Source organism: Sulfitobacter sp. TCYB15, assembly GCF_040435955.1.
Lineage (GTDB): Bacteria > Pseudomonadota > Alphaproteobacteria > Rhodobacterales > Rhodobacteraceae > Sulfitobacter > Sulfitobacter pontiacus.
This window is the reverse complement of record NZ_CP159193.1, coordinates 2,877,833-2,896,458: the sequence shown is the minus strand read 5'-3', so window position 1 is coordinate 2,896,458 and position 18,626 is coordinate 2,877,833. Positions and strand designations below refer to the sequence as shown.

Below are 18,626 nucleotides of genomic sequence, written 5' to 3'. Positions count from 1 at the left end.
GCGGCCCTTTTGTTTTGGGAATGGCAAACGGGTGGTTACGACGTCCAGGCCATCCGCGCAGGGTGGTATTCAAAGCCGATGTGGTGTCCGGCCCCGACCAGCCCTTCGCGAGTGTGATTATAAAGCGAGCGCCAGTAAGGCTGGATCGTGACGCCTTCGTTCTGGATCAGCGCTTCGCCCTTGGCCATCAGAGCGCGACGTTTTTCGACATCGGCGACCGAGAGGGCCTCGGTCAGGAGGGCGTCGAATTCGGGGTTGGACCAGCCAAATTCGTTCCATGCCTCGCCCGAGCGATAGGCCAGCGCCCAGATCTGCACACCCAGCGGACGCGCGTTCCAGTTGGTCGAGGAGAAGGGGTATTTCGTCCAGTCGTTCCAGAAGGTCGACCCCGGCAGGATCGTGCGTTTCACCTTGATGCCAGCGTCACGCAACTGTGCGGCGACCGCATCTGTGGTGTCCTTGCGCCATGCATCGTCGATCGAAAACAGCTCATGCTCGTAGTCGGCCATGCCGGCTTCTTCCATCAGGGCGCGGGCACCTTCGGGGTCCGCCTCGCGCGGGGGGAGCTCGGCATATTCGGGGTGCATCGGGCCGACGTGGTGGTTTTCGGCCACCAGCCCGCGACCGGCATAGCCCAGTTCAAGCAGCACGGCGTTATCGACCGCCATGGCCAGCGCCCGGCGGACACGCGCATCGGCATAGGGTGTCTTGCCATCCACCTCGGCCAGTTGGTTGGGGCGGATCACAATAGTCGCACCCGTGGCGATTTCGTTCTGGTTCCAGCCGTCCAGCGTGCTGAACACGTCGATGAATTCACCCTCGATGGAATAGGTGGCGTCGATCTCTTCTGCTTCGGCGGCGGCGACAAAGGCCGAAGGGTCAGTGCCGTAGTCGATGTATTCCAGCCGGTCGATATAGGGCCCGCCGTAGACCTCGGTGCCCCACCACGTGTGGTCGGGGTTCTTGACCAACACGGCCTTGATCCCGACTTCGACCGATTCAGGCAGGTAGGCGCCGGTGCCGACAGGGTTGTCGAGCATGGTTTCCGGATCAAACCCTTCGGGGACGATGGCCGCGGGATAATCGGCCATGCCGGGGATCAGGGTGATGTCGGGGCGGGGCAGCGACAGCTTGACCGTATGGTCATCCACCACGGTGATCGCGCCTTCGATCGCCTGACCGGAGTCCTCGTCGATCAGCGTGGCAAAGCGCCCGGCCATCGAGTTGCCCTCGACCGATTTATCGCACCAGCCCGTGATATTGCGCGCCACATCGTTGGCGGTGAAGGGCGTGCCATCGTTCCACGTCACACCTTTGCGCACATTCAGCACATATTCGGTGGCGTCTTCGTTGATCTCCCAGCTTTCGAGCAATGCGGGGGTGAAGGTGCCGTCATTCTCCCAGATCGCGAGATATTCAAGCCAGCCACGGGTGATGTTGGCGATCTGCGACCAGTCGTAGGTGCGCGGGTCTTTCAACGCGCGGACCTCCATCTGCATCCGTACGGTGCCGCCGGATTTATGCGCGGCCGCTTGTGCGGGCGCTGCCATGCCGATCATCGCATAGGCGGTGGTCGCCGTGGCCCCAAAGGCGCTGGCGAGGGCCAGAAATTCGCGTCGGTTGACCGGATCGCGTTTGGCAGCTTCGGCAGAGGCGTGGATGGCGGCGGGTAAGGGGGTGCCGGTACGGGTTAAGAACGTCATGATCTTCCTCTCTGGTCGGGTGCTGCCCCTGTGGTTCGGGCGGCGGATACGAAGCACAAGCACAGGCGCTGGATGCTTTGCGGTGATGCAGCTTTGCTGCGTTTATTGGCTATGAATGTAACTAGCATGTATCACAGAGTTTCAAGCATTGCGCGGCGGTGCGTCAACCCACAGCAGCGGCGGTCCCCGGAGTTTGCACAAAACGCACTGCGCGCCCGATCCGGTTCAGGATCAGACGCGCGATCGGTGGCGCGCTGTTGGGCGCCTCCGGCGGGAGTTTATTTGGCAAAATGAAGCGCGGTTATGGCGTGGGTTTCGCGGGGAGGATCGTACCGGCACAGGCCCCGAAGCCGATGCGATACCCGTCGCCTGCGGCGTGGCCGGTCAGGATCATCGTATCCCCGTCCTGCACAAAGCTGCGGGTGGTGCCATCGTTCAGCGCGATCGGTTCCGCGCCGCCCCAACTGAGTTCGAGCAGGCTGCCGCGGGCATCTTTGTCGGGGCCGGATATGGTGCCGGAGCCGAGCAGATCGCCCGCGTTCATCGCGCAGCCAGACGCCGCGTGATGCGCTAGCTGTTGCGGGGCGGAATAATACATCGTGTTGTAATTGGTGCGCGCGATGACCTGTTGTGCGCCGCCATCGGGCTGGATGATCACCGAGAGGTCAATGTCGTAGAGCATCGGTTTCGGCTCTGCCAGATAGGGCAGCAGATCAACCTCGCGCTCGGGCGTGGAGGCGCGGAAGGGTTCAAGCGCCGCTTTCGTCACGATCCACGGAGAGATGCTGGTGGCGAAGGCCTTGGCCTGAAACGGCCCGAGCGGTTGATACTCCCACGCCTGAATGTCGCGCGCGGACCAATCATTCAGCAGCACATAGCCAAAGATCATCTCGTCCGCTTCGGCCACGCTGGGGGTGTCGCCCATATCGGTGGAGGTGCCGACGATGGCCCCCATCTCGAGCTCGATATCAAGGCGCTGGCTGGGGCCGAAATGCGGGGTCGCGGCGTCCGCCGGTTTGATCTGCCCGTTGGGCCGCCGGATGTCGGTACCAGAGACGACAACGGTCGAGGCGCGACCGTTGTATCCGATGGGCATGTGCAGCCAGTTCGGGGGCAGCGCATTTTCCGCGCCCCGAAACATGGTGCCGACGTTGGTCGCATGGTGCCGGCCCGCGTAGAAATCGGTGTATTCCGAGACGACAATCGGCATGTGCAGGCGGATGTCAGCCATAGGGACAAGATGCGGGGCGACCTTGGCTTGGTCGGGGCTGCCGGTTGCTAGCAGGTCGGTCAGGCGGTCGCGCAGGGTGGCCCATGCGTCGGGGCCCAGATCCATGACGTCATTCCAGTAGGGCACATCGAAGACAGGATCGAAGTGGAGCAGGATCAGATCTTCGGCCTCTACCGCGGCCATGTCGAGCACCATATCCCCGATCGCCACGCCGCAGCGCGGTTCGAGCGTGTCGGTGGAAAACACACCGTAAGGCAGGTTGTTGAGCGGGAAGTCGGTGTCGGCGCTGTTCGCGCTTTCAACCCAAGAGGTCAGCAATGTCATCGGTGTTCCTTGCGTGTCGCTGCGGGTGCGGGAAAGCTACCTTGCAAAATCTGCTTCGTTGGTAATAGTCCTTTGTGTAACTAACAAGCGATTGCCCTGATGCCAGACCAGAATTTCGAGCTGACCCATTTCCTGCCCTACCTTCTAAACCAGGCAGCGGAAGCGAGCAGTCTGGCGTTTCAGCGCACCTATAAAGATCGCTACGGGATGCTGCGGACCGAGTGGCGGGTGCTGTTTCATCTGGGGCTTTATGGCGAGATGACGGCCAGCGATATCGGGCAGCGGGCGAATATGCATAAGACCAAGATCAGCCGTGCGGTGCAAAAGCTGACAGAGCGACGGTTCGTCACGCGGCTGCGCGGGGATCAGGATCGGCGGACCGAGATGCTGTCGCTGACGACACAGGGGCGCGCGGCCTATGAGCATCTTTACGAGGTGGCAAAGGCCTATGACGCACGTCTGACGGCGGATTTAACGGCGGCGGAGCGGGAGACGCTGAAGCGGTTGCTGGTCAAACTGGCGGCGGGACAGGGCAGCGCGGGCTGACGGCGGGCTGACGGCGAGCTGTCGGGGGGCCGGAGGGCGAAGGGGGGAGGGCGACGGGGGGCACATGCCCCCGCGCGCCGGTTCAAAAGTTGATGTCGACGCCGGGTAGGTCGAGCGCTTTCATCAGGTCGCGCAGCTCTTGCCGTGCCGCGACATTCGAGATGTTCAGCTGCTTGACGCCGATATCCTTGAGGTCGAGCAGGGTCAGGCCACGGGGGAAAAGCTCGCGGAAGATGACGCGTTCGTTAAAACCGGGGGCAATGCGGAACCCGATGCGTTTGCTCAGGTTGGCGATGGCGCGTTCCATCTTGTCCTTGTTCACCATGCGCTGCGCGCCCATGCGGTTGCGCACGACGATCCAGTCAATTGGGGCAAGGCCCGCCTGAGCCCGCAACTGCCGCGCGTTCCAGACCATTTCGGAATAGACAGAGGGGCCGGTGATCTTGTCACCCATAGCGTCGGTGCGCGCCAGCAGGTCGAAATCGATAAAGCTGTCGTTCAGCGGCGTGATCAGCGTATCAGCCAGCGAATGCGCCACCTGGCTGAGACGGGTGTGGGACCCCGGGCAGTCGATCAGGATGAAATCGGACGTCGGTTCAAGCTCCGCCACGGCGGCGCTGAGGCGATGGTCATAGATGTTTTCGCCCGGCTGCAAGCTGCTTGCCTCGATCTCTGGCAATTCGTGCATCTCGGGCGACGGGAGGTCGAGCTCGGCACTGGCGAGAAAGGATTTACGGTTGTCGACATAGCGCCCGAAGGTGCGCTGGCGCAGGTCCAGATCCAGCACGCTGGTCTTATGCCCCATCCGCGCAAGGGCTGTTGCCACATGCATCGAAACGGTGGATTTCCCCGCCCCGCCTTTTTCATTCCCGACGACGATGATATGCGCCATTGCCTTTTGTCCCTTTCACTCCCCGTTTTTATCGGGGTCACATTGGGAAAAACCATATGGCAGCGATGGCGCTTTTGAAAGCGTTTGTGGCTCTAGATTGTGGTTATTGTTGCGAAATTCACCCGCAGGAACGCGCCGTGCAAGCGCAGTGCCTGCTAGCCCGATCGGCGCAGCGGCGGGGTGTGCGCACCCATGCCGCCGGTTTCGATCGCGACGGCAGTATCTTGGGGCACAGCCAGATGGGCGCGGCAATCAGCGGCGATCTGGGTCAGCGCATCATGAGGCCCGTGCAGACGTTCTAGTGCGCCAGCAAGCACCAGCGCCTGCGCATAGCAACCACGGGCGACCAGATCACGGGCCGCGGTCAAATCCTCGGCCGGGAGGGGGGCGGGATCAGACTGGGCGCGCGGAGCCTTGCCGCTGTTGGCACCGCGAGGCGGTCGGGGTGGGGAAGAGAGCGGGAAAGCGGGCATCAGCGAACCTTTCGTGGAGGGCTGAGAAGACTATGGGCCGTAGTTGCTTTCTAAAACCTAAACAGCCGCCGCTTTGTTCCGTAAAATGTGACCTGACCCTTGGGTAAGGACGCGATGTCGCGCCTCGGGCTAAGTCACAGTCGCGAAACGAAAAATGGCGCGCCCGCGAGGGCACGCCATTTCTGAATTCCGCAATGGAAAGGGTTTAGAAGCCCAGACCTGCGTATTTGTTTTTGAACTTGGACACGCGGCCGCCGGTATCCATCAGGCGGGATGTGCCGCCGTTCCATGCAGGGTGCACGGAGGGGTCAATATCCAGCGCCAGTTGGTCGCCTTCTTTGCCGTAGGTCGATTTCATTTCCACAACGGTGCCATCTGTCATTTTGACGTTGATGGTGTGGTAATCGGGGTGTGTATCGGCTTTCATGACAGCTCTCCTTACGCGTTCGCGCCAGATTTTGGCTTGTAGTGTACGTTTTCAACGATACGTGCCGACTTACCACGACGCGAGCGCAGGTAGTACAGTTTCGCACGACGCACACGGCCACGACGGACAACGGTGATGCTTTCGATGTTGGTGGAGTGCAGCGGGAATACGCGCTCTACGCCTTCACCAAAGGAAATCTTGCGCACGGTGAACGAACCGGCAATGCCGTGGCCGTTGTTGCGTGCAATGCAGACGCCTTCGTAGTTCTGAACGCGGGTACGTGTACCTTCGGTCACTTTAAAGCCCACGCGGATGGTGTCACCGGCGCGGAAGTCTGGGATTTCTTTCCCCAGTTCGGCGATTTGTTCCGCCTCGATCTGTGCAATCAGGTTCATCTGATCGTCTCCTATGAATGCTCGCGGTTAGTCCACGAAGTTTTGTGCGATCCAATAGCTTCGGTCTGTCTGGCGGGCCCGCCGTGGCGTCCCATCGAAGGTAGGGTCATCTTTGCTTGTCATCTGCGGATGCAGAAAAGACTGGAGCCGCACGTGCGCGATTCCAGACTTGCGCGTCGTATAGGCGGGATGCCCCTTCAGATCAAGAGCGTATCACCCGTACTCGCGCATGTTTTCAGCCGGTGAAATAGGGGCGCAGATTGTGCCGCACGCGGTCCAGCACGGTGTCGCACTCCAGATCGGGGACGAAACGTTGGCCGGTAATCGCCTTGAACGCGTCGATATAGACTTGCGAGGTGGCGGCGATCAGGTCGGCGGGGATTTCGGGGATGTCATCGTGATAGGGGTCGCAGCGGGCATCGACCCAAGACCGGATCACATCCTTGTCGAAGGACGGCGGGCGTGTGCCGTTTTCCAGCGCGGCGTCATAGCCTTCGGCGAGCCAGAACCGCGAGCTGTCGGGGGTGTGGATTTCATCGGCCAGCAGGATATTGCCCTGCGCATCGGTGCCGAATTCATATTTTGTGTCCACGAGGATCAGCCCGTTTTTCGCCGCCATTTCCTGACCGCGGGCAAAGAGTTTCAGGGCGATGTCGCTGATCTGGTCCCATTGCGCCTGGGTCAGCAGCCCTTGGTCCACGATCTCTTGGGCGGTTAGCGGGGCATCGTGTCCGCCGTCGAATTCCTTGGAGGTGGGGGTGATGATCGGCGCGGGCAGCGCCTGATTGTCGCGTAGGCCATCGGGGAAGCGGTGGCCGTACATCTCCCGTTCACCTTTCTTGTATAGCGTCAGCACCGATGTCCCTGTGGAGCCGGCAAGATAGCCGCGCACGACGATCTCTACGGGCAGGATGGTCAGATGCTTGCCGATCACCACATTGGGGTCGGGGTAGTCGAGCACGTGATTGGGGCAGATGTCGGAGGTGTTGTCGAACCAGAACCGCGCGGTCTGGGTCAACACCTGACCCTTGAACGGAATGGAGGTGAGGATACGGTCAAAGGCCGAAATACGGTCAGAGGAAATCAGGATGCGCCGGTCGTCGGGCAGGTCGTAGCAGTCACGCACCTTGCCGAAATAGGGGTTCGGCAGCTCATCAATGCGGGCGTGATCAAGGGTGCGGGTCAGGTCTGTCATGGTCTGCCTTCCGTGGGGGTCACTTCTTGGACGTATATTTCGCCCACATATCGGAGCGTCGTTGTTCTGTCAGGGTTTCTGACTGGGCCTGCCGCCATTTGGCAATTTCGCCATGGTTGCCGGACATGAGAACCGGCGGAATGGGGCGGTCTTTCCATTCGGCGGGGCGGGTGTATTGCGGGTGTTCCAGCAGGCCAGAGGAATGGCTTTCCTCGACCACGCTGTCGGCGTTGCCCAAGACACCGGGCAAGAGACGCACGGTGGCGTCGATCATGGCTTGCGCGGCCAACTCTCCGCCGGTCATGACAAAATCGCCAAGGGAGACTTCGGTGATGCCGTAATGGTCGATCACCCGCTCGTCGACGCCTTCGAAACGGCCACAAAGGATGGTCACGCCGGAGCAGGTGGCCAGATCCTGCGCCATCGCCTGATCAAACCGCCGTCCGCGTGGAGACATATAGAGGATCGGCCAGCGTCCGGCGGCACCGGCCATCGCATCCTCGATCGCGGGGCCGACGACATCGGCGCGCATGACCATACCTGCGCCGCCGCCCGCGGGGGTGTCGTCAACATTGCGATGCTTGCCTACGCCGTAGCCGCGCAGATCATGGGTGCGCAGCTGCCATGTGCCTTCTTGCAGGGCGCGGCCCGTCAGGCTGGCTCCCAGCACACCGGGGAACAGTTCGGGGAAGAGGGTCACGATCTCGGCCCGCCAGACGCCGGCGTAATCGGGCGTGTCCTGCATCAGCTCGCGCGGCTTGAACGTCGGACGGACAGATTGCCGCCCGTGGGAGCGTGAAGGGGTGCTCATGTGATCGCGGCCTGTGTCATGCGGGCCTTTCGTACGGGCTTAGACGTCTTTTGCATCGGGCAGGATGCCCTCGGGCGGGTCGGCGATGATGCGGCCCGTGGCCAGATCGACCGTGGGTACCGCCGCCTTGGTGAAGGGCAGGAACACGGTCTGCGCGCTGCCCGCAAGCTGCGTTTCCAGCAGATCGTCAGCGCCGTGGTTCTGGACGGTCTTGACCTTGCCGATTAGCGTGCCGCCGGTGTCATAGACCTCTAGCCCAATCAGGTCGGTGTGGTAGAATTCATCGTCGGGCAGCGACGGTAGCTGGTCGCGCTGCGCAAACAGCACGGTGCCGCGCAAGGCGTCGGCCTCCTCTTTAGAGGTCACATCGGTGATGCGCGCGACAAAGCCGTTTTTGACCGGACGCACCAGCGCGAGGTTGAAACTGCGCGTGCCATCCTCGCTCGAGAGCGGGCTGTAGCTTTCGATATCTTCGGGCACCGCGCAGTAGCTTTTGATCCGCAGTTCCCCGCGGACACCATATGCGCCAGAGATCGCGCCCACCGAAATTTTATCGCTCACTGCAAAAGCTCCGAGTTTAAGCAAATTGTACCGGTCCACTGACCCTCGCCCGCGCGGCATTCCGATTTCATCAGGGTGCGTTCGAACCAGATGCCGATGGCGACACCGATACCGAGGATGAGAAGAAGGCGCAAAAGACGAAACATTGTCAGCTTCCAATCTGGTCCAGGGGCGGGGCGCAGGGGACCGATGAGGGCGGGCCGCTGCGGCGGGACGTGTCATTTCGTGTACCACGTACATCGGACAGGCTGCACGCGCAAAGATGCGGGCTGTCGGATATACCTGAAATCCCCGGCGCGGCAGGAACCGCGCCGGGGGATGTGCCGATTATTCTTCGGCGGCGTCTTCTGCAGGTGCAGCAGCGGCTTCGGCAGCAGCGGCGGCCTTGGCTGCTTTCTCTTCAACGCGCTCTTGCGCTTTCTTGCCGGGGGTACCCTTCTTGGGGTTGTTCCGCTCGGTTTTCTCTTTCACGCCAGCGGCTTCCAGCATGCGTGCAACACGGTCGGTTGGCTGCGCACCCTGGCTGATCCAGTATTGAACGCGCTCGACGTCCATTTTCACGCGCTCTTCGCTGTCTTTCGCCAGCAGCGGGTTGTAGGTGCCCAGCTTCTCGATGAAGCGGCCGTCACGTGGCATGCGGCTGTCCGCTGCAACGATGCGGTAGAAGGGGCGCTTTTTGGAACCGCCACGGGCGAGACGAATTTTCATGGACATAGGTAGTTTCCTTTAGTTGAGACTGGGGTCAGGGACGCGCCCGGACCTATGATTGGTGTTGTTTGTGGTGCTGAATGACTTCAGCGATGATGAAGTTCAAAAACTTCTTGGCGAATTCGGGATCGAGGTCAGCCTCTTTCGCCAAATCTTCGAGCCGCTTGATCTGGTTCGCTTCGCGGTCCGGATCAGAGGGGGGAAGGTCGTGTTCGGCTTTGAGTTTCCCCACAGCCTGGGTGTGTTTGAACCGCTCGCCCAGAGTATAGACCAGGATCGCGTCCAGACGGTCGATGGAGGCGCGGTGTTCTTTCAGAACCTCGGCGGCGCGGGTGACAGGATCGGTCATGCGGCGGCTCCTTTCACGGCGAAGGGGAGGGCGCGTTGCACGGGCAGGCGCCTCCGGCGGGAGTTTATCTGGCAAAATGAAGCGCGGATCATTTCTTTTTCCCGAAACCGGAGAGGCCGCCGGGCAGGCCGGCACCGCCGCCTATTCCGCCCAGACCACCAGGCAGTTTGCCGCCCATCTGTTTGGCCGCGGCTTCCAGTGCTTTGGGGTCCATCTGGGACGGGTCCATGCCACCGGGCATGCCGCCTTTGCCCATCATGCCCTTCATGGCTTGTTTGAGCATGCCGCCTTTGCCCATTTTGCCCATCTTTTTCATCATGTCGCCCATCTGGCGGTGCATTTTCATGAGCTTGTTGAGTTCGGACACTTCCAGACCTGCGCCTTTGGCGATGCGCTTTTTGCGGCTGGCTTGAAGCAGCGCGGGGTTGGCGCGCTCTTTCTTGGTCATGGATTGGATCAGGGCGATCTGGCGTTTGAGGATCTTGTCGTCAAAGCCCGCGTCTTCGACCTGTTTCGCCATTTTTCCCATGCCGGGCATCATGCCCATCATGCCTTGCATCCCGCCCATCTTGAGCATCTGTTCAAGCTGCATTTTCAGGTCGTTCATGTTGAACTGACCTTTGGCCATGCGCTTCATCATCTTTTCGGCTTGTTCAGCCTCGATGGTTTCTTGCGCTTTCTCGACAAGGGCGACGATGTCGCCCATGCCAAGGATACGGCCCGCGATGCGTTCGGGTTCGAAGGTTTCCAGCGCGTCCATCTTTTCGCCCAGGCCGACGAATTTGATGGGTTTGCCGGTGACGGCGCGCATCGACAGCGCAGCACCGCCGCGGCCGTCGCCGTCCATGCGGGTCAGCACGACGCCGGAGATGCCAATGCGGTCGTTGAAGTTTTCGGCGGTTTGCACGGCGTCCTGGCCGGTGAGACCATCGACGACCAGCAGGGTTTCACGGGGGTTGGCGACATCGCGCACCGCTTCGACCTGGCGCATCAGCTCTTCGTCGATCGACAGGCGGCCCGCGGTGTCGAGCATATAGACGTCGTAGCCGCCCATCGATGCCTGCGTCTTTGCGCGTTTGGCAATCTGGACGGGGTTTTCGCCTTTGACGATGGGCAGCGTATCGACACCGATCTGCACGCCGAGGATCGCCAGCTGTTCCATCGCCGCAGGGCGGTTCACATCGAGCGAGGCCATCAGCACGCGCTTGCCGTCGCGGTCTTTCAGACGTTTGGCGAGCTTGGCCGTGGTCGTGGTTTTACCGGAGCCTTGCAGACCGACCATCAGGATCGGGGCGGGGGGGCTGTCGATTTTCAGCGCGCCGGGTTCGCCTTCGCCTTTCAGCGTGTCGATCAGCGCGTCGTGGACGATCTTGACGACCTGCTGGCCGGGGGTGATCGATTTGGTGACGGCCTGACCGGTGGCCTTGTCCTGCACCGCTTTGACGAAATCACGTGCGACGGGCAGGGAAACATCGGCCTCGAGCAGGGCGACGCGGACTTCGCGCAGGGCGGTTTTCACATCCTCTTCCGAGAGGGCACCCTGTTTGGTGAGACGGTCAAAGACGCCGGAGAGGCGTTCGGAAAGATTCTCAAACATGGGCCATGGCCCCCTTCGATCGGTTGCGGTGCCCCTCAGATAGGATGCCCGCGTTAAATACGCAAATGCCCCCACGGGCGTAACACGCTGGTGGGGGGCGATCTCTGGCCGCGCCAGAGACCGGAAGACATGTTGCTTCCGGAGATTGCGGATCGTTTAGGCGAGCGGCGGGGCTGAGTCAACCCGCCGCGCCGCCCGAGGATTATGCTGCCTTGAGCGCATCCACAGCTTCGTTCGCGCGGGCGATGGTGCCTTCGGCATCTGTTGCCAGCGCGTCGGCGGCCACGATTGTCACGTCGGTCATGCCCATGAAGCCCAGAACGGCCTTGAGGTAGCCGGTGTTGAAGTCCGCCTCGGACCCAGCGGGCACGCCACCGGAGGCCATCGCCACGATCACGCGCTTGCCTTTGACCAGACCTTCGGGGCCGTTTTCGGTATAGCGGAAGGTAACGCCGACACGGGCGACCAGATCGATCCACGCCTTCAGCGACGCGGGCACGCTGAAGTTATAGATGGGCGCGCCGATGACGATGGTGTCGGCGGCCAGAAGCTCTGCGACGAGCTTGTCGGATTCAACCAGCGCTTCGCTTTGTTCGGGCGTGCGGTCTGTCTCGGGGGTGGCGCGGGCGATGGCCCATGTTTCAGTGATCTGGGGCAGGGGTTCGAGAGCCAGATCGCGGACGGTTACATCATTGTCGCCCAGTTGTGCGATGATCCGGTCGGTGAGGCCGCGGGTCACAGAGCTGGTGGTGTTGGCAGAGGAATCGATACGCAAGATAGACATGGGAGGATATCCTTTCGTGTTAACTTTCTTCCCTCTACATGATCCTTGCCCGTACGAACGCAACTGGCGAAACTGCAGGTGATGTGTTCGATAATGCACAGTGGAAGGCGAGGGGCCGAGAATGGACAATTGGGAAGAAATCAAGACGGCCTATCAAGTGGCGCGCATGGGCACGGTCAGTGGCGCGGCTGAGGTTCTGGGGGTCCATCATGCGACCGTGATCCGCCATGTGGATGCGCTGGAACGACGGCTGTCGGTGAAGCTCTTCCAACGGCACGCGCGCGGCTACAAGACGACGGAGGCAGGCGAGGATCTGCTGCGTGTGGCCTCTGCCACGGATGACCAGTTCAGCCAGCTTGCCAGTCGCATCAAGGGGCGCGGCGAAGCGGTGTCGGGCGAGCTGGTCGTGACCTCCCTGATGGAGCTTTCAAGCTGGATGACCCCTTTGTTGGTCGCGTTCCAGAGGGAAAACCCCGATGTGACCCTGCGCTTTCTGACCGGGGAGAGATTGTTCCGGCTGGAGTATGGCGAGGCGCATATCGCGATCCGCGCGGGGCAGGTGCCCGAGCAGCCGGACAATGTGGTGCAGCCTTTCTATCAGTTCCAGATGGGGCTGTTCGCGCATAAGGACTATATCGCGGCCTTCGGGATGCCGTCGGGGGTCGAGGAGTATGGCAACCATCGGTTTGTCGGCCATGACGACGCGCAGATGCGTGCGCCCTTCTTCAAATGGATGCGGGAGGTGGTGCCTGCCCATGCGATCTCCTTTCGCGGTCTACATGCAGACGCGCTCCGCGTTGCGGTGCTGGAGGCGGCGGGGATCGGGTTTGTCGATCTGATCGAGGGGCGCGCCAACCCCGATCTGGTCGAGGTGCACCCGCATCTGCCGGAATGGGATTCGATGCTGTGGCTGGTCACCCATGTTGATCTGCACCGCACGCCCAAGGTGCAGGCCTTGCTGTCGTACCTGAAAAAAGCCGTGAAGACGGGGCTGTGATGCGTTCTGATCTGCAGGGGCATCTGGCGATGCTGGCATTTTCGGCGCTGGTGGCGGGGTCATTTTCGCTTGGGTCGCTGTCGGCCAATCTGATCTCGCCCACGGCGTTGAATGCGGCGCGGTTCGTGATCGCGGGCATGGTGATTGCCGTGGCGGTCGCTGCGACGACGGGTGTGCCGAAAGGGGCCTCGCGCGCGCCCTGGCGCTATCTGGTGCTTGGGGGGCTTTTCGCTGTCTATTTCGTGCTGATGTTTGAAGGGTTGAAGACCGCGCGCCCCGTCAGTGCGGCGGCGGTGTTTACGCTGACGCCCGTGATTGCTGCGGGGTTTGGGTGGCTCTTGTTGCGGCAGGTAACGACAGGGCGGATGGCGCTGGCGCTGGCCATCGGTGCGGTCGGCGCGCTTTGGGTAATTTTTCGCGCGGATCTGGCCGCGCTGCGGCGGTTCGAGCTTGGGTATGGCGAAGCGGTGTATTTCGTCGGCTGCGTAAGCCATGCGCTTTATACGCCGATGGTGCGCAAGCTGAACCGCGGAGAGCCGGCGGTGGTGTTCACCTTGGGCACGCTGATCGCCGGTGGTGTGTTGCTGTTCATCTATGGCTGGCGCGATGTGCTGGGGACGGACTGGACCGCGCTGCCCGCGATTGTCTGGATCACCATCCTCTACGTCGCGATTGCTGCGTCTGCCGCGACTTTCGTATTGCTGCAATTTGCGTCCCTGCGGCTGCCGTCGGCCAAGGTGATGGCCTATACCTATCTGACGCCCAGCTGGGTTATTCTGTGGGAAGTCGCATTGGGCAATGGCGCACCCGGTCCGCTTGTTTTTGGGGGCGTCGGGCTGACGATTGTGGCGCTGTATCTGCTGTTGCGGGACGATACCAAAGCGGTTTGATCAAAAGGGCGGGAACCGATCCGACATATCCAGCGTTAAGATCACATAAAGTTTATAAAGGGACTATTCTAATGCGTAGCATTATTTATCTGATCGGTTTGATTGTTGTTGTTCTGGCGATCCTGCGCTTTGCGTTCGGCGTCATTTAATAACATCAAGTTTGGCCCTTCTGTGTAAAACCTCGTCGCAGGAGGGCCAATATTTACCTACTCTTCCAACGTCTCCGGATCATTCTGCGCCGCATCCCCTGACGTTTCGCGTATCTCGGCGGCCAGAAACCTTTCAAAGTCATCAAGATTGATCGGGTCATATTGACCGAAGCCCTGCATCCACACGGACGGGGCCTTTAGGGCTGCCGGCTCGAGCTTGCACCATTTGAGCCGCCCGCGCTTTTCCTGCACGATCAGACCTGCACGTTCCAGCACCGACAGATGTTTTGATATCGCAGCAAGCGAAATGCCGAAGGGCTCGGCGACGTCTGTGACGGCCATATCATCCTCAAGAAGCATCGCCAGAATGGCGCGCCGCGTCGGATCGGCGAGCGCGGCAAAAATCGCGTCGAGCTGTGTGGCGGGCGGTTGGGGCACGGCTGTCTGGATGTCCTTGATGCGCGGGTAGGGGCGGTTCTTATGAGGTAGCGGAAACCACGCTTAACCAAAAGGTTGAATATGATTGTCACGCGAATTTGCAAGGGGTGGGCGCAGTTTGCACCTGAATATGAACTGCGGCTCAGCGTAAAACCTTTTTATTACAATGCTTTGGGGTGTCGGCTAACAGAGTTGACTCTGAAGCGGTGTGAAAGTAGCTACTGCGCAACACATCCAACAGGGATTTTGGCGTGACCGATCCGGACCAACAGCAGCGGCTAAAGCAGCTTGAGGCAAAGATCGAAGCGGCCAAACGGGCGCAGGCTCCAAAACCCCGGGCGGATGAACATTATTCCCAGGCATCGCTGGCCTGGCGGATGGTGATCGAACTTTGCGCCGGTCTGGGGATCGGTTTTGGCATCGGATACTCGTTGGATTGGTTCTTAGGAACGCTCCCGATTTTCATGGTGCTGTTTGTAATGCTGGGCCTTGCGGCAGGGGTGAAGACGATGCTCCGCTCCGCGCAGGAAATCCAGGAAAAGAAGATGGCCGATGTGGCCGATGAAGAAAAAGGGCCCTGACATGGCGGCAGAAGCACACGGCGAAGAAACAGGCGGTTTGGCTTTTCACCCGATGGATCAGTTCATCGTCAAGCCATTCTTTGGCGACGGCGCTGTATCCTGGTACACGATCACCAACGCAACAGTCTGGATGGCCGTTGCCGTTCTGGCGATCTTTGCGCTGCTGGTTCTGGGCACCTCCAAACGGTCGGTTATCCCGTCGCGCATGCAGTCGGTCGCTGAACTGGCCTATGGCTTCATCTACAAGATGGTCGAGGATATCTGCGGTAAAGAAGGGGTGAAATACTTCCCCTACATCATGACCCTGTTCATGTTTATCGTCTTCTCGAACTTCCTGGGCCTGCTGCCGATGGCCTTTACCCCGACATCGCATATCTCGGTCACCGCCGTGATGGCCTTTGCCGTGTTCTTTGGTGTGACCATTCTGGGTTTCGTCAAGAACGGCGCATCGTTCCTGAGCCTGTTCTGGGTCAGCAGCGCGCCCCTGGCACTGCGTCCGGTTCTGGCCGTGATCGAGCTGATCTCGTACTTTGTACGTCCGGTCAGCCACTCTATCCGTCTTGCGGGTAACATGATGGCGGGTCACGCCGTGATCAAGGTTTTCGCGGGCTTCGCGGCACTTGCTGCCATCGCCCCCTTCTCGGTTCTTGCGATCACGGCGATGTATGGTCTCGAGGTGTTGGTTTCCTTCATCCAGGCATATGTTTTCGCGATCCTCACATGCGTTTATCTGAAAGACGCATTGCACCCGCACCACTAACACCAAGGCGGGATATTCCCGCCTGACCAATCACCAAAATTCCATTGTAAGGAGAAATGACATGGAAGGCGAACTCGCACAAATGGGCCAATTCATTGGCGCAGGTCTGACAGCATTCGGCATGGGTGGCGCAGCCATCGGTGTGGGCAACGTTGCAGGCAACTACCTGGCTGGCGCACTGCGCAACCCATCTGCTGCTGCTGGTCAAACAGCAACTCTGTTCATCGGCATCGCCTTTGCAGAAGCCCTGGGGATCTTCTCGTTCCTCGTTGCTCTGCTGCTGATGTTCGCTGTCTAAGCTTAAGACACCTACGTCCTTACGCTTCGGGCAGTGCGCTATGGCGCGCTGCCCGAAAGACTTCCACGCTTTGACAGGAGCCCGCTATGGCGACGGAACCGATTACTAGGGAAATCGCTGGCACATGTGTCAACGAATTTGGCAGCGCCATTGGTATGCCACAGCTTTGCATTGATTGGTTCGGCAACCAGATTTTCTGGCTTATCGTCGCTCTGGTCGCAATTTACTTTATTCTGTCGCGCGTTGCCCTGCCACGCATCGGCGCTGTTCTGGCGGAGCGCCAGGGCACCATCACCAATGACATCGCCGCCGCCGAAGACCTGAAGGTCAAAGCGACGGAGGCAGAGGCCGCTTACGACAAAGCCTTGATCGACGCCCGTGCAGAAGCACAGCAGATCATCGCCGCCGCGAAAGCCGACATTCAGGCCGATCTGGACAAGGCGATTGCCAAGGCAGACGCCGAGATCGCCGCCAAATCCGCCGAGTCCGAAAAAGCGATCAGCGAAATCCGCGCCTCCGCGATGGAGAACGTTGAAGCTGTCGCCAAAGACACAGCCGAGGCAATCGTCGCCGCCGTCGGTGGCTCTGCTGACGCGAAAACAATTTCCGCGGCCGTCGATGCCCGGATGAAAGGATAAGCCATGCGTTTGACCTTCTCAGCCCTCATCGCCGGTCTGGTCGCCTCCCCTGCTTTTGCAGCTGGTGACGTGTTCTTTTCGCTGCGCAATACGGACTTTATCGTCCTGCTGGCTTTCCTGCTTTTCGTCGGTGTTTTGATCTATTTCAAAGTGCCAAAGATGATGGGCAGCATGCTCGACAGCCGCGCCGAAGGCATCAAGTCCGAACTGGACGAAGCCCGTGCGCTGCGTGAAGAAGCGCAGACGCTTCTTGCCAGCTACGAACGCAAGCAGCAGGAAGTGAAAGAGCAAGCGGACCGTATCGTGACATCGGCCAAGGCCGAAGCGAACGAAGCCGCGGATCAGGCACGTGCCGACCTGGAGAAATCGATCGCGCGCCGTATGGCCGCCGCCGAAGAGCAGATCGACTCCGCTCAGGCTGCTGCCGTTAAAGAGGTCCGCGATCAAGCTGTCGTTGTGGCCATTGCCGCTGCCAAGGATGTTATCGCAAAGAAGATGACAGCCGCGGAAGGCAATGCATTGATCGACAGTGCAATTGCAGAAGTCGACACAAAGCTTCACTAAGTTTTAACGAACTGACTTTAAAAGGCCTCGGTATTGACCGGGGCCTTTTTACGTTGGGCTAGGTGTTTGTCTCGTGTTGAAGACGTTGTCGCGCGACATCTTCATTACGCTCGGCCTTTTGATGATCGCGCAGGGCGTTCTCGACATAGGTCAGATGCGCCTCTACTGCGGCTTGTGCTGCGGCGGGATCACGTGCCTGTAACGCGTCGTTGATGGCGCGGTGTTGATCCAGCAGGGCGGTGCGCGTTGTGCGCTGTTTGAACATGACTTCGCGATTGTAGAACACGCCGCCACGCAGCAGATCATACATCGACCGCATCATATGCAGCATGACGACGTTATGACTCGCTTCTGTGATCGCCATATGAAACTGCGCGTCCAGTTGCGCTTCGTCATCTGCGTTACGCTTCTGGTGCGCCGCTTCCATCTTGTCGAAAACTGCCTGAATGACCCCAAGGTCGGTGTCAGAACCAAGCCGCGCGGCCCGTTCGGCTGCCAGCCCCTCCATGTCGCGGCGAAACGAAAGATAGTCGAACACGGCTTCGTCGTGACGTGCGAAAAGCTCTGTCAGGGCAGGGGAGAACGCGCTGCCGAGCACATCGGCGACATAGACCCCGGCGCCGGGCTTTGCGGCCAGCAATCCGCTGGCCTGAAGCTGGGCAATAGCATCCCGAAGCGAGGGGCGCGAAACGGCCAGACGCTCTGCCAGCTCCCGCTCTGCGGGTAGCCGTTCGCCGGGCCGCAGAATGCCACGCAGGATTAGCTGTTCGACCTGTCTTACGACAGCGGCTGACAGTTTTTCGGAGGCAATAGGCTGAAAGGGCATCGGCGTTTCCTTGGATTGGTCAAATTATATGACCGGAGGGGCGGGGCGGCAACGCGATTGTTTTCTGCACAATGTTGGACCGCATTAACACTTGCTTAGGGTGTCGCGCGTTAGATGGGCTCATGATGATAGATACGCGATTCCTTACGGTCTTGCTGTGGGCCTTGGTGATGGTGTTTGTCACGGGCTGCAACATGCCGAGTGCGCATTTCAGCGGCCTGCCTGCAACTGCCATAACGGTAGACGGTTCTGACTTTGACGTGCGCGTTAACGGCAATCAGGCTGAAGCGATACGCACCAATATGGAATACGCCCCCCGCTTCGGCCCAATCCGCGACCGTGCGGCGCGGGCGATGGCGCAGGTCAGCGGGTGCGAGGTCACGCATGTCGCGGGGGATCAAGCGCTTGCCGTCGGGAAGCTGGACTGCGGATGAGGGGCATAACCGTCAAACAACCATAGCGAAAGGGAAACGCGATAACAGATATAGA

Annotated in this window: 25 protein-coding genes; 9 read left to right on the top strand and 16 right to left on the bottom strand. The window is 60.3% G+C overall.

Annotated elements, in window-relative coordinates:
• Nucleotides 1-35 precede the first annotated feature (35 nt).
• Nucleotides 36-1,703 (bottom strand): ABC transporter substrate-binding protein, encoded by a 1,668-nt coding sequence (locus ABM428_RS14075; protein ID WP_037941228.1) that lies wholly within the window; start codon nucleotides 1,701-1,703, stop codon nucleotides 36-38.
• Nucleotides 1,704-2,004: 301 nt separating this feature from the next.
• The gene (gene fahA / locus ABM428_RS14070; RefSeq protein WP_037941231.1) at nucleotides 2,005-3,258 is read right to left on the bottom strand and encodes a fumarylacetoacetase; all 1,254 of its coding nucleotides are present in this window, start codon (nucleotides 3,256-3,258) and stop codon (nucleotides 2,005-2,007) included.
• A gap of 99 nt (nucleotides 3,259-3,357) precedes the next feature.
• Between fahA and ABM428_RS14065 the strand changes: the two genes are divergently transcribed.
• Entirely contained in the window at nucleotides 3,358-3,804 is a 447-nt protein-coding gene (locus ABM428_RS14065) for a MarR family winged helix-turn-helix transcriptional regulator (protein ID WP_132998177.1), read from the top strand.
• 82 nt (nucleotides 3,805-3,886) lie between these two features.
• Here ABM428_RS14065 and ABM428_RS14060 read toward each other — a convergent pair whose 3' ends face one another.
• From ABM428_RS14060 to ABM428_RS14005, 12 genes are all read right to left on the bottom strand, one after another.
• Nucleotides 3,887-4,696: a division plane positioning ATPase MipZ gene (locus ABM428_RS14060; RefSeq protein WP_005849997.1), complete on the bottom strand. Its 810-nt coding sequence runs from the start codon at nucleotides 4,694-4,696 to the stop codon at nucleotides 3,887-3,889.
• 155 nt (nucleotides 4,697-4,851) lie between these two features.
• The gene (locus ABM428_RS14055; protein WP_132998178.1) at nucleotides 4,852-5,169 is read right to left on the bottom strand and encodes a hypothetical protein; all 318 of its coding nucleotides are present in this window, start codon (nucleotides 5,167-5,169) and stop codon (nucleotides 4,852-4,854) included.
• A 205-nt stretch (nucleotides 5,170-5,374) separates the two neighbouring features.
• Nucleotides 5,375-5,596, bottom strand: a complete 222-nt coding sequence (rpmE, locus tag ABM428_RS14050) for a 50S ribosomal protein L31 (RefSeq protein WP_005849993.1) — start codon at nucleotides 5,594-5,596, stop codon at nucleotides 5,375-5,377.
• A gap of 11 nt (nucleotides 5,597-5,607) precedes the next feature.
• The gene (rplS, locus tag ABM428_RS14045) at nucleotides 5,608-5,991 is read right to left on the bottom strand and encodes a 50S ribosomal protein L19 (RefSeq protein ID WP_005849991.1); all 384 of its coding nucleotides are present in this window, start codon (nucleotides 5,989-5,991) and stop codon (nucleotides 5,608-5,610) included.
• Between the two features lie 235 nt (nucleotides 5,992-6,226).
• Nucleotides 6,227-7,186: a phosphoribosylaminoimidazolesuccinocarboxamide synthase gene (locus tag ABM428_RS14040; RefSeq protein WP_132998179.1), complete on the bottom strand. Its 960-nt coding sequence runs from the start codon at nucleotides 7,184-7,186 to the stop codon at nucleotides 6,227-6,229.
• Nucleotides 7,187-7,205: 19 nt separating this feature from the next.
• Entirely contained in the window at nucleotides 7,206-7,997 is a 792-nt protein-coding gene (trmD, locus tag ABM428_RS14035) for a tRNA (guanosine(37)-N1)-methyltransferase TrmD (RefSeq protein ID WP_353628017.1), read from the bottom strand.
• A gap of 39 nt (nucleotides 7,998-8,036) precedes the next feature.
• Nucleotides 8,037-8,558 carry a ribosome maturation factor RimM gene (rimM, locus tag ABM428_RS14030; protein ID WP_005849988.1) on the bottom strand — a complete coding sequence of 174 codons (522 nt, stop codon included), beginning with the start codon at nucleotides 8,556-8,558 and terminating at the stop codon, nucleotides 8,037-8,039.
• Nucleotides 8,555-8,704, bottom strand: a complete 150-nt coding sequence (locus ABM428_RS14025; protein WP_005849987.1) for a hypothetical protein — start codon at nucleotides 8,702-8,704, stop codon at nucleotides 8,555-8,557. Before ABM428_RS14025 ends, rimM begins: the two co-directional genes overlap by 4 nt.
• Nucleotides 8,705-8,885: 181 nt before the next feature.
• Entirely contained in the window at nucleotides 8,886-9,272 is a 387-nt protein-coding gene (rpsP, locus tag ABM428_RS14020; RefSeq protein WP_005849986.1) for a 30S ribosomal protein S16, read from the bottom strand.
• A 46-nt stretch (nucleotides 9,273-9,318) separates the two neighbouring features.
• A complete protein-coding gene (locus ABM428_RS14015) occupies nucleotides 9,319-9,615 on the bottom strand; it encodes a chorismate mutase (RefSeq protein WP_005849985.1) in 297 nt (98 codons plus the stop codon).
• A gap of 88 nt (nucleotides 9,616-9,703) precedes the next feature.
• Nucleotides 9,704-11,212: a signal recognition particle protein gene (gene ffh / locus ABM428_RS14010; protein ID WP_132998180.1), complete on the bottom strand. Its 1,509-nt coding sequence runs from the start codon at nucleotides 11,210-11,212 to the stop codon at nucleotides 9,704-9,706.
• Nucleotides 11,213-11,414: 202 nt separating this feature from the next.
• The gene (locus ABM428_RS14005) at nucleotides 11,415-11,996 is read right to left on the bottom strand and encodes an FMN-dependent NADH-azoreductase (protein WP_005849982.1); all 582 of its coding nucleotides are present in this window, start codon (nucleotides 11,994-11,996) and stop codon (nucleotides 11,415-11,417) included.
• Nucleotides 11,997-12,117: 121 nt separating this feature from the next.
• Between ABM428_RS14005 and ABM428_RS14000 the strand changes: the two genes are divergently transcribed.
• The gene (locus ABM428_RS14000; RefSeq protein WP_005849981.1) at nucleotides 12,118-12,993 is read left to right on the top strand and encodes a LysR family transcriptional regulator; all 876 of its coding nucleotides are present in this window, start codon (nucleotides 12,118-12,120) and stop codon (nucleotides 12,991-12,993) included.
• The gene (locus ABM428_RS13995; protein ID WP_037966801.1) at nucleotides 12,993-13,883 is read left to right on the top strand and encodes a DMT family transporter; all 891 of its coding nucleotides are present in this window, start codon (nucleotides 12,993-12,995) and stop codon (nucleotides 13,881-13,883) included. Before ABM428_RS14000 ends, ABM428_RS13995 begins: the two co-directional genes overlap by 1 nt.
• A 206-nt stretch (nucleotides 13,884-14,089) precedes the next feature.
• Here the strand turns inward: ABM428_RS13995 and ABM428_RS13990 are convergent, their stop codons facing one another.
• Nucleotides 14,090-14,470 (bottom strand): helix-turn-helix transcriptional regulator, encoded by a 381-nt coding sequence (locus ABM428_RS13990; RefSeq protein ID WP_132998181.1) that lies wholly within the window; start codon nucleotides 14,468-14,470, stop codon nucleotides 14,090-14,092.
• A gap of 251 nt (nucleotides 14,471-14,721) precedes the next feature.
• On the opposite strand from ABM428_RS13990, the gene ABM428_RS13985 reads away from it, so the two are divergent.
• The 5 genes from ABM428_RS13985 (at nucleotide 14,722) to ABM428_RS13965 (ending at nucleotide 17,311) form a co-directional block, all read left to right on the top strand.
• Nucleotides 14,722-15,051: an AtpZ/AtpI family protein gene (locus tag ABM428_RS13985; RefSeq protein ID WP_005849975.1), complete on the top strand. Its 330-nt coding sequence runs from the start codon at nucleotides 14,722-14,724 to the stop codon at nucleotides 15,049-15,051.
• Between the two features lies 1 nt (nucleotide 15,052).
• Nucleotides 15,053-15,811, top strand: coding sequence for a F0F1 ATP synthase subunit A (locus ABM428_RS13980; RefSeq protein ID WP_037941251.1), 759 nt, complete (start codon nucleotides 15,053-15,055; stop codon nucleotides 15,809-15,811).
• A gap of 61 nt (nucleotides 15,812-15,872) precedes the next feature.
• Nucleotides 15,873-16,109 (top strand): F0F1 ATP synthase subunit C, encoded by a 237-nt coding sequence (locus tag ABM428_RS13975; RefSeq protein ID WP_005849971.1) that lies wholly within the window; start codon nucleotides 15,873-15,875, stop codon nucleotides 16,107-16,109.
• Nucleotides 16,110-16,195: 86 nt separating this feature from the next.
• Nucleotides 16,196-16,747 (top strand): F0F1 ATP synthase subunit B', encoded by a 552-nt coding sequence (locus tag ABM428_RS13970; RefSeq protein WP_005849969.1) that lies wholly within the window; start codon nucleotides 16,196-16,198, stop codon nucleotides 16,745-16,747.
• A gap of 3 nt (nucleotides 16,748-16,750) precedes the next feature.
• Nucleotides 16,751-17,311, top strand: coding sequence for a F0F1 ATP synthase subunit B (locus ABM428_RS13965; protein ID WP_037941252.1), 561 nt, complete (start codon nucleotides 16,751-16,753; stop codon nucleotides 17,309-17,311).
• A gap of 58 nt (nucleotides 17,312-17,369) precedes the next feature.
• On the opposite strand, the gene ABM428_RS13960 is transcribed toward ABM428_RS13965, so the two are convergent.
• On the bottom strand, nucleotides 17,370-18,137 hold the full coding sequence (locus ABM428_RS13960; protein WP_353628016.1) for an FCD domain-containing protein: 768 nt from the start codon (nucleotides 18,135-18,137) through the stop codon (nucleotides 17,370-17,372).
• A gap of 125 nt (nucleotides 18,138-18,262) precedes the next feature.
• On the opposite strand from ABM428_RS13960, the gene ABM428_RS13955 reads away from it, so the two are divergent.
• Nucleotides 18,263-18,571, top strand: a complete 309-nt coding sequence (locus tag ABM428_RS13955) for a hypothetical protein (RefSeq protein ID WP_338116287.1) — start codon at nucleotides 18,263-18,265, stop codon at nucleotides 18,569-18,571.
• Nucleotides 18,572-18,626: the final 55 nt, after the last annotated feature.

Coding starts and splice junctions, on each gene's coding strand:
- ABM428_RS13975 (WP_005849971.1), top strand. CDS start 15,873: ATGGAAGGCGAACTCGCACAAATGGGCCAATTCATTGGCGCAGGTCTG.
- fahA (WP_037941231.1), bottom strand. CDS start 3,258: ATGACATTGCTGACCTCTTGGGTTGAAAGCGCGAACAGCGCCGACACC.
- ABM428_RS13980 (WP_037941251.1), top strand. CDS start 15,053: ATGGCGGCAGAAGCACACGGCGAAGAAACAGGCGGTTTGGCTTTTCAC.
- ABM428_RS14065 (WP_132998177.1), top strand. CDS start 3,358: ATGCCAGACCAGAATTTCGAGCTGACCCATTTCCTGCCCTACCTTCTA.
- ABM428_RS14060 (WP_005849997.1), bottom strand. CDS start 4,696: ATGGCGCATATCATCGTCGTCGGGAATGAAAAAGGCGGGGCGGGGAAA.
- ABM428_RS13995 (WP_037966801.1), top strand. CDS start 12,993: ATGCGTTCTGATCTGCAGGGGCATCTGGCGATGCTGGCATTTTCGGCG.
- ffh (WP_132998180.1), bottom strand. CDS start 11,212: ATGTTTGAGAATCTTTCCGAACGCCTCTCCGGCGTCTTTGACCGTCTC.
- trmD (WP_353628017.1), bottom strand. CDS start 7,997: ATGAGCACCCCTTCACGCTCCCACGGGCGGCAATCTGTCCGTCCGACG.
- ABM428_RS14015 (WP_005849985.1), bottom strand. CDS start 9,615: ATGACCGATCCTGTCACCCGCGCCGCCGAGGTTCTGAAAGAACACCGC.
- ABM428_RS13960 (WP_353628016.1), bottom strand. CDS start 18,137: ATGCCCTTTCAGCCTATTGCCTCCGAAAAACTGTCAGCCGCTGTCGTA.
- ABM428_RS13955 (WP_338116287.1), top strand. CDS start 18,263: ATGATAGATACGCGATTCCTTACGGTCTTGCTGTGGGCCTTGGTGATG.
- rplS (WP_005849991.1), bottom strand. CDS start 5,991: ATGAACCTGATTGCACAGATCGAGGCGGAACAAATCGCCGAACTGGGG.
- ABM428_RS14005 (WP_005849982.1), bottom strand. CDS start 11,996: ATGTCTATCTTGCGTATCGATTCCTCTGCCAACACCACCAGCTCTGTG.
- rpmE (WP_005849993.1), bottom strand. CDS start 5,596: ATGAAAGCCGATACACACCCCGATTACCACACCATCAACGTCAAAATG.
- ABM428_RS13965 (WP_037941252.1), top strand. CDS start 16,751: ATGCGTTTGACCTTCTCAGCCCTCATCGCCGGTCTGGTCGCCTCCCCT.
- ABM428_RS13970 (WP_005849969.1), top strand. CDS start 16,196: ATGGCGACGGAACCGATTACTAGGGAAATCGCTGGCACATGTGTCAAC.
- ABM428_RS14075 (WP_037941228.1), bottom strand. CDS start 1,703: ATGACGTTCTTAACCCGTACCGGCACCCCCTTACCCGCCGCCATCCAC.
- rpsP (WP_005849986.1), bottom strand. CDS start 9,272: ATGTCCATGAAAATTCGTCTCGCCCGTGGCGGTTCCAAAAAGCGCCCC.
- ABM428_RS14055 (WP_132998178.1), bottom strand. CDS start 5,169: ATGCCCGCTTTCCCGCTCTCTTCCCCACCCCGACCGCCTCGCGGTGCC.
- ABM428_RS14000 (WP_005849981.1), top strand. CDS start 12,118: ATGGACAATTGGGAAGAAATCAAGACGGCCTATCAAGTGGCGCGCATG.
- ABM428_RS14040 (WP_132998179.1), bottom strand. CDS start 7,186: ATGACAGACCTGACCCGCACCCTTGATCACGCCCGCATTGATGAGCTG.
- ABM428_RS14025 (WP_005849987.1), bottom strand. CDS start 8,704: ATGTTTCGTCTTTTGCGCCTTCTTCTCATCCTCGGTATCGGTGTCGCC.